7 protein-coding genes are annotated in these 7,621 nt (G+C 59.5%); 3 read left to right on the forward strand and 4 right to left on the reverse strand.

Annotation, left to right across the window (positions count from 1 at the left end; genetic code table 11):
* Positions 1 to 219 (forward strand): hypothetical protein (locus ACWUKX_RS30550; RefSeq protein WP_456010396.1); only part of this gene is annotated, 219 nt, incomplete at its 5' end.
* Positions 220 to 489: 270 nt separating this feature from the next.
* On the opposite strand, the gene ACWUKX_RS30555 is transcribed toward ACWUKX_RS30550, so the two are convergent.
* From ACWUKX_RS30555 to ACWUKX_RS30565, 3 genes are read right to left on the reverse strand one after another with little or no spacing between them, the layout of a single operon-like run.
* Positions 490 to 1,377 (reverse strand): nucleotidyl transferase AbiEii/AbiGii toxin family protein, encoded by an 888-nt coding sequence (locus tag ACWUKX_RS30555; RefSeq protein ID WP_456010400.1) that lies wholly within the window; start codon positions 1,375 to 1,377, stop codon positions 490 to 492.
* 31 nt (positions 1,378 to 1,408) lie between these two features.
* Complete coding sequence (locus tag ACWUKX_RS30560; protein ID WP_455851161.1) at positions 1,409 to 1,603, reverse strand: hypothetical protein; 195 nt, start codon at positions 1,601 to 1,603, stop codon at positions 1,409 to 1,411.
* Between the two features lies 1 nt (position 1,604).
* Positions 1,605 to 2,021 carry a type IV toxin-antitoxin system AbiEi family antitoxin domain-containing protein gene (locus ACWUKX_RS30565; RefSeq protein WP_455851162.1) on the reverse strand — a complete coding sequence of 139 codons (417 nt, stop codon included), beginning with the start codon at positions 2,019 to 2,021 and terminating at the stop codon, positions 1,605 to 1,607.
* 1,706 nt (positions 2,022 to 3,727) lie between these two features.
* On the opposite strand from ACWUKX_RS30565, the gene ACWUKX_RS30570 reads away from it, so the two are divergent.
* On the forward strand, positions 3,728 to 4,042 hold the full coding sequence (locus tag ACWUKX_RS30570) for an antibiotic biosynthesis monooxygenase family protein (RefSeq protein ID WP_455851163.1): 315 nt from the start codon (positions 3,728 to 3,730) through the stop codon (positions 4,040 to 4,042).
* A 542-nt stretch (positions 4,043 to 4,584) separates the two neighbouring features.
* Here ACWUKX_RS30570 and ACWUKX_RS30575 read toward each other — a convergent pair.
* Positions 4,585 to 6,042, reverse strand: a complete 1,458-nt coding sequence (locus tag ACWUKX_RS30575) for an NAD-dependent succinate-semialdehyde dehydrogenase (RefSeq protein ID WP_456010402.1) — start codon at positions 6,040 to 6,042, stop codon at positions 4,585 to 4,587.
* Between the two features lie 639 nt (positions 6,043 to 6,681).
* On the opposite strand from ACWUKX_RS30575, the gene ACWUKX_RS30580 reads away from it, so the two are divergent.
* A complete protein-coding gene (locus ACWUKX_RS30580) occupies positions 6,682 to 7,167 on the forward strand; it encodes a cold-shock protein (RefSeq protein WP_456010398.1) in 486 nt (161 codons plus the stop codon).
* The last annotated feature ends 454 nt before the right edge of the window (positions 7,168 to 7,621 follow it).

A 7,621-nucleotide genomic window follows, 5' to 3' on the forward strand; every position in this document is an offset into this window, starting at 1 on the left:
GGCATGAAGCGCGCCGGACGCGTGCTTCAGATCGCGGCCGGCGTGAAGATGATCGTCATGGGTTTTCGCCTACTGGGGGATCCTACAAGTCCTCATTGTCAGCAGATTCGGTCGAAGTGGACGCCGTCGGCGCCAAGCTCGCCACGCGGTCGACAGCATGGCCCTTGGCGTGCTGACAAGGCGGTCATTCCCAACGTGGCGATCCACGAGCTCGGGTAATTCAAGTGGCATCGTTGTCGGCGCGTTCTCGAGATAAGTGGCATCGCCATTGACCGCTTCGCGCCCAATTCGCGCCGTTCATGACTGTGGTCGAAGATCCCGGAAGTCGCCATTCCTTCGAAGGTGCTCCACTCCGGGCGCCCTTCTTCGCCTCGGCTGCGGCGGCAAGCGACGCAGAGGGATCGCGCCATCACTGAGTATCGTCCGGCAAATTGCGGGCGTTGAGCGCAGTGAAGGCAAACTGGCGATGGCCGCAGGTGTTTCTGCGCCTTAGAGCCAAGTTCCGCCATCGGGATTCCAACGGCCGCGGGCATTCTCCGGGGACGCAAGACTATCGATAATGGGACCGAAGAAGCGTCGCAATTCTTCTTGGAGCTCCGCAAAGCTCGGCGGTTTGAGAGTCGGTGGGTTGCGGCGAAGAAAGCCGCTCCAAAGACCGCGATCCTCTACAATCGCTGCAAAAGCCTCTGTCAGACCAACGGGCATTACGGTGGGGATGGCAGTCTCTCGGCGCCGAAGCGTGCCGATGACCGCTTCGACAAGGTTCGACGCGTCGAAGGGAAAGATGCGGGTCGTGACCCAGATGTCGTAAAAGTCCTTGATCCGGCCGTTTACTTCCCCAAAGCGGATCATGGCCTCGAATTTCTCCGCGACCACTGTTTCGGGGGGATACATCAGCACGCTTGCCTCCGGCAGGTTCGGCAGCAGGCTGGGAAAGGTCCCTCGCTTTGGCGACGGATAGACATGATCGCCGAAGCCGATGTCGACTTGCACGTGAATTTTCGCGCCAGCCAAGTCCGCCGTCAGACTTAGCTGGGCACCCTGATATTTGTCGGCTTCGCGAACTGCCTCGATCTTGAGGCTGTCTGCGTCGAACTTGATACCGTCATCGGGCGCTTCAACTTGGCAGATGCGGACGAACAGTTCGGCGATAGATACGGGGTTGGGACTGCCCTCGCCGAGCAGATCGAGATCCCCGGTTGGCTGAAATACGTGCTCCGGCCAGGTGACGAACAGCATGGCGCCCTTGAGCACATAGCGAGCGGCCGCCTCGGTTTTGCTGAGGCGAAAGGGCAGGCGTTCGATTGCGTAGCGTGTCAGGACGCGCTGGTAGTCATCACCGTGTTGCCTGGCATGATTGAGCAGTCGGGCTCTGATCGAACATCCAGATTTTTGACGATCTTAGCGGTCACTGGATCGCCTTGATCAAAGGCTCCATTCGGCCGACGACGCGATCGATAGCGGCGAACTTCATCAGTTCGCTCGGTGTGGTCTTTCGTTGGTGCAGAGATTCGCGCAGCGCTTCGATGGCGACGTCCTCACCAACGTTGCGGCGGTGCTTGAAGCAGTCGGCGACAGTCTTCGCTACCCCGTATATCGGCACGTCAACCGCCTTCGACGCGGATATGCTCTACGCCCGCAGTCAGCGCTTCACCGATTGCGCGGACGATTTCGAGCCGGAGGCCTTTGTGCGGCGTGCGGGCCTTGTGTGGAATGGTCATCCAAACTGCATGAGGCAGCTGAGTGGTTAGCCCATGCTGCCGAAGTGCGCTGATCAGGCTGATCACTCCGTGAGGCACGAGCCGGCTGGCTTCCGCCAGATCGTGCGCGGCATCCTCCCCGACGCGATCGGGATCTTGATAGAGGCCGCGACCGAGGCGAACCAGGTCGCCGGCCTCGGTCAGGCGCCTTAGATACACTAGGGGAATGCCGGCAGCCTTGAAGTCACGGGCGCGCGCAATCCCGAGATCTTTGGTCAGGCTAAGAGCACGTTCACGAAAGGTCATATGGTGGTCGGTCATTAGTTATCTTTTGTAGAAGATTATAGGGGAAGTGCCGACAAAAAATAACAGGATCACGTTTTCTAATTTGCTAATGCCCTCTTCGAGAGCCGCCGTGGATACGGCAGCCTCCGATCAGAGGCGGTGCGCGAGGCAAGGCCTACTTCGGAAGAACGGCGAGACCGAGAAGGGAGTCTCACCTTCCGCGTTCGCATCAAGGACGGGGCTGACGCCGCTTAATGTCGAAGTATCGCCAACTGGAATCGAGCGGGCTGGTTCTTGGTGGCTGCGCTCGACGAGAAATCAGATCTTAATCGATCAATGACAGGGCGGTTCGTGCGAGCCTGCGCACTGGCAAGGTCTACGAGTTCTCCTGCACCGAGAGCCGAAGATGTCAGTTACCGGCTTGGTGCCGACGAGAAGGGCGGAACCTATGTGATCGGACCAACCGGGCCCCAAGAGGAAAAATCGTCTCCCGAAAGCAGGGATTTGTATGGCTCGCGTTGCAGGAACGGCTGCTAGAACGGGATATCAAGATGGAAAAGCCAGGCCATTCGCTCGGTTACGAAGTCGATGCAACCGACCGGGGAAACGTCCGTTGCTGATAGAGATCAAATCGGGAGCGACTGCTGCCGACATTCACACAGGCGCCGGGCAGCTGCATCTTTATCCAGCGTTGATACCGGCAATCGCGGGGCATGAGAGGATCCTTCTCCTACCTGGACGCCCCCATGAAGATGTTGTCGCCGCCTCGCCAAGTTAGATATCGCGGTCTTCACCTACGACCCAGGCATTGAACGTGATGGGAGTGGCATTCGCTTCACGAACGAGTTTTTGGAGCTTTGCGGCCTCGACTAATATGGCGATCGAAGGGGGGCTATCTGCACACAAGGGCGCAACAAGGTTCCCCAGCGGCGGTTGCGCTCGAGCTCCGAAATCCTCCAGGCGATGCCAAGCACCCAGATCTGCGCCATCAGCAAGCCAGCGACGGCCGACCACGGCGGCCGCCAGGGACTGCAGAGCGGTTTCGTGACTGTTGCCTTTTGGGTGCGAACCGCCAGCTGGCAGTCGGTCGCGTAGCTTTCTTAGGTGCTAGGTCTCCGTGCCCGCTGCTTTGCTTTCTTTCCTTACCCGGACGCCGATCTCAGGTTCTCTGATTGAAAGGCGCGATGAGGCTTTGGCGCGGCCCGAATTGGATCCCTTACTCTGACATCCAGCCGGGTCCGGTAACGTCTATGTCCGAGACCCGACACACCGACGCGCTGGTATTTCACCCCGCGCGTCACGAAATATCCGGTCCTCTCCCACCACCTCTACGATGGCACGACGGTTGCTTGGCACACAGCGAGGCTCGCCGCGTCTAGGGGAGGTGTTCGCCTCGATGAAATAAAATGCAGGCGAACGAACATGACAGCGGGCAAACATCCAGGGACGGGTATAGCTGATGCGGGTTGCTTCGCATGGAAACACAGGGTCGTCCGGAGTTCGACGATCGCGAGCAGGTCGAAAGCGTAGTGGGCATTGCAAGAGAGGGCCATGAGACGCTGCGGTGCGAAGGCGATAACGGACTGCTCCTCGCGCTAGGACGGCTCATGCCACCTAATCCTCAAGTTCGTGACGTGTAGCTCTGGGGCTCAAGACACTGCTTCGCTGGAGGCCAAAGCCGGCCCATTTTGAACAGGTCAAGCTCCCACGCCAACCACAACATCCGGAATGAAGGAACCGCCATGTACATCGCGATGAACCGCTTCAAGGTCCAGAACGGCTCGGAGGCCGACTTCGAGGCCGTCTGGAAAAACCGCGATTCCAGCCTTGCCGAGATAAAGGGATTCCGAGAATTCCATTTGCTGCGCGGCCCGGTCAGCGAGACCGAAGGTTACACGCTGTTTGCCTCGCACACAGTGTGGGCAACCCACGACGATTTCGTCGCCTGGACCAGATCGGAGAATTTCCTCGCCGCCCACAGGAATCTCGACACGACGAAAGTCCACTACCTCGGTCACCCGCAGTTCGAGGGCTTCTCCGTCGTCGAGGGCGCGTAAGTACCGACTTAGTCTATGCAGCGGCCACCAGGTTGGCATTGCCGCCCGCGGCCGTCGATCGCGCCGCGCGCTTGCGTGCCTGCCTCGGCATTTGCCGCCTCGGCCGCGTAGATATCGGCCGATGTTCAAGCGCGCCGATCCATGTAGGTGACCGGGAAGGCCGCGACCACGCGCATTGGTCTTATTCCATGTGGCTGCACCAAGTCGCTCGACCGGTCCCCTCAATCGCAAGCCAAAGATAGTGCTGGCCGACGTCGTGCGGGTGACCGCGGCGGAGCGAACGGCCTTTTGTCGATCGACCTCGATCGGCCGGAGTCCGAACGGCTGGTACCGAAAATAACATATCGCTCGGGCCAAAAGCCAGACTGAGCTACGACCCAACCAGGCCTCACAGTGCACCCTACGCTCTAGACGCCCGACCTTCCGCAGAAGACAGACGCCGTTCGGCAGCGCAAGAGCGCCTATACCGTCCATCTTTCAGGCGCAGCCGCCTTTGGCCGAGTGCTTGAGAGAGCTCGTCCGCCAAATTCCTTCGTACGTGCTCAGATGCCACCCATGCACAGGTATTTAATTTCAAGGTAGTCTTCGAGCCCGTGACGGGAGCCTTCCCGTCCGATGCCGGACTGTTTTATCCCACCGAAGGGGGCCGCTTCCGAGGACATTCGGCCGGTGTTGATTCCGACCATTCCGTATTCGAGCGCCTCGGCCACGCGCCAGACACGCTTGAGATTGGACGCATAAAAGTAGGCGGCAAGTCCGTAGATCGTGTCGTTGGCCTCGTGAATGACCTGTTCTGCATCTTCGAAGCGAATGATCGGAGCCAACGGCCCGAATGTCTCCTCTTGCGCGATGGCCATTGCGCTGGAGATATCAGTGAGCACCGTCGGCTGGAAGAACGTGCCCACTTTGCCGATGCGCTTGCCCCCGCATTCAACCGTGCCCCCTTTTTGGACGGCATCCGCGATATGGGTTTCGATCTTGGCTAAGGCATGCCTGTCGATCAGCGGTCCGATAGCCACGCCCGGATCGAAACCGTCGCCAACCGAAAGGTGGCGGACTTTTTCCACGAATCTGACGACAAACTCATCATGAATGCTCGCCTGCACATAAAGGCGGTTCGCGGAAACACAGGTCTGACCGGCATTGCGGAACTTCGCCTGAATCGCACCATCCACTGCGGCATCGAGGTCGGCATCGTCGAAGACGATGAAAGGCGCGTTGCCGCCGAGCTCGAGGCTGACTTTCTTGATCTGATCCGAACACTGGCGCATGAGCAGCCGGCCGACCTCCGTCGAGCCGGTAAAGCTGATCTTACGGACCTTGGCATTGGAGCACAGTTCACGGCCAATCCTATCGCCTTCGGAAGCGAAGATCAGGTTGACGACGCCTTCGGGAAAGCCAGCCTCGTGGGCGAGGGCAAACATTGCGCCCGCAACAAGCGGGGTCTGCTCAGCGGGCTTGAGCACGATTGTGCAGCCCGCGGCTAACGCCGGCGAGATCTTGCGTGCCACCATGGAGGCTGGAAAATTCCATGGCGTGATCGTGCCAACAACGCCGATCGGCTGCTTGATCACCAGCATGCGGCGGTCTGTCGATGGCGCGGCGATCGTCTCGCCGTAGATGCGATTGGCCTCCTCGGCATACCATTGCAGGTACGCGGCCGCATGCGACACCTCCGATTTTGCCTCAGCGAGCGGCTTGCCCATCTCGGCGGTAAGAATTGCAGCGAGGTCGTCTGCGTGGTCAACGATCAGCTGGTGCCAGCGCCAGAGTATGTCGCTGCGCGCCCGCGCGGTCAACGCAGCCCATCCCGGCTGCGCCTCATAGGCCTGGTCGATCGCGGCTCGCGTTTGCTCGACGCCCATGTCGGGAAGCTCGGCCAGCAATTCGCCGGTCGATGGATTGAAAACCCTAAATGAACGCTCGCTAGCCGGCCTACTAAGCGATGGCATGTGGTCGATCGCGCCGAACAGGTCCCGGGCTTTCAGGTGGCGGGTCATCGGTAGGCATAGAGGCAATATCGGCTTCCTAAACGCGACGAAGGTGTCGATTAGCAGGCTGCCGATGTCTATCCCGCACGGCGCGCTTTTCACATAGAGCCTCGGATGGACGGCGGGTAGACCCACCGTCAATCTACAGCCGGAAGAAAAAGCTGCCACCCCGGCAAAGGAGGCGCGGCGCAACAGCGAGTCCTAACGAAAAAAACGCCTGTTGAGCTCCGCGTTGCAGCAGGTCGTGAGCGGTCTGCCGTTCTCGGCCCATTGGGGCTGACAAGTTGTCATGATAGGCGATGGTTTTGACGATGCGGCGATCCATCGGGAAACAGCACGGCTAATCTGCCGTATCGCTGTCACCGAACACCTGGCCCGTGACGACCCATGGCCGTTATCCGCAGCCGATTACAAACCAGGTGGACTGTAATCGACAGAGGGAGCTTTACGCCATCAAGGACATTTGACACAAACGCGTCGCCGGATCCGGATAGAGATATCGTGGCGTAAGCCTTCGCTATGCCAGCCGAGACGATCATGAGCAGATACAGAGACCATCGCAAACCACGCCGGGATCGAGATGAGGACGAGCCCGATTCTTTTTCCGAACGGGCTCTCGAGCCTAGCTATTTTCAACGGCCGCCACCTGTGATCGCGGACCCCGTAAACGCCGAGGTGAAGTGGTTCGACGCGAGCAAAGGATTTGGCTTCGTCAAACTCTTGGACGGCAGGGATGCCTATCTGCACAGCAGAGTACTAGAGGTAGCCGGAAACCGAACTGTCTCTGAGGGAGCGCGTCTCAAGGTCACTGTCGAAGAGCGGCCAAAGGGTCCTCAGGTCTCCCAGGTGCTGGAGATTGGCGAGGCCGCGAAAACTTCGCCACGTGTCCGTGGTGCTGAAGGATCCGTCTCTGCAGCGGGTGGATCGATCGAGAGCGCGGGCACAGTCAAGTGGTACAATCCCGAAAAGGGCTTCGGCTTCATTGCTCCTGAAGATGGCGGGAAGGATGTCTTCGTTCATGCCACAGCGTTGGTCCGCTCTGGCCTCAGCAGGCTGGTGGAGGGGCAAAAGGTGCTTGTCGAATGCGGGCAGGGCAAGAAGGGCCTGGAAGTCCAGAGCATCCGCATGGCTTAAAGCCAGCACGCGGGCCATCGAGCGAAACCTATTGCTCACGCAAACGGCCCGCTGCCGGGAGGAAATAGCAGCGGGCCGATATCGAAAACAGCGCGGGAGGAGGTGCGCTGCATTTCAAAGCCGGCATCGCATCTGGGAGGAGTAGATGGCCGACAGCGGAACCATACCCATCGAGCAATATATTGCAATGCACAAAAAATTGTTTGCATCAGCGAAGGGTAACGGTACCCCCTCGATGGAGCTGCCATAACTATTACGGTTAGCCCCCATCGACAAAACGCAAAAGAAAAAGGGCGGCATCGCTGCCGCCCTTCCGAGATGGTCAAATTGCGCCGTCAGAAATCCATGCCGCCCATGCCGCCCATGCCGCCGCCGCCCATGCCGCCTGGCATGCCGCCGCCAGCCGACTCCTTCTTCGGAGCCTCGGCGATCATGGCTTCGGTGGTGACCAGCA

The sequence above is a fragment of the Mesorhizobium sp. f-mel genome, assembly GCF_053850215.1.

Excerpts from the sequence above, each read along its gene's own strand:
- ACWUKX_RS30565 (WP_455851162.1), bottom strand. The coding sequence starts at position 2,021 with ATGACCGACCACCATATGACCTTTCGTGAACGTGCTCTTAGCCTGACC.
- ACWUKX_RS30570 (WP_455851163.1), top strand. The coding sequence starts at position 3,728 with ATGTACATCGCGATGAACCGCTTCAAGGTCCAGAACGGCTCGGAGGCC.
- ACWUKX_RS30575 (WP_456010402.1), bottom strand. The coding sequence starts at position 6,042 with ATGACCCGCCACCTGAAAGCCCGGGACCTGTTCGGCGCGATCGACCAC.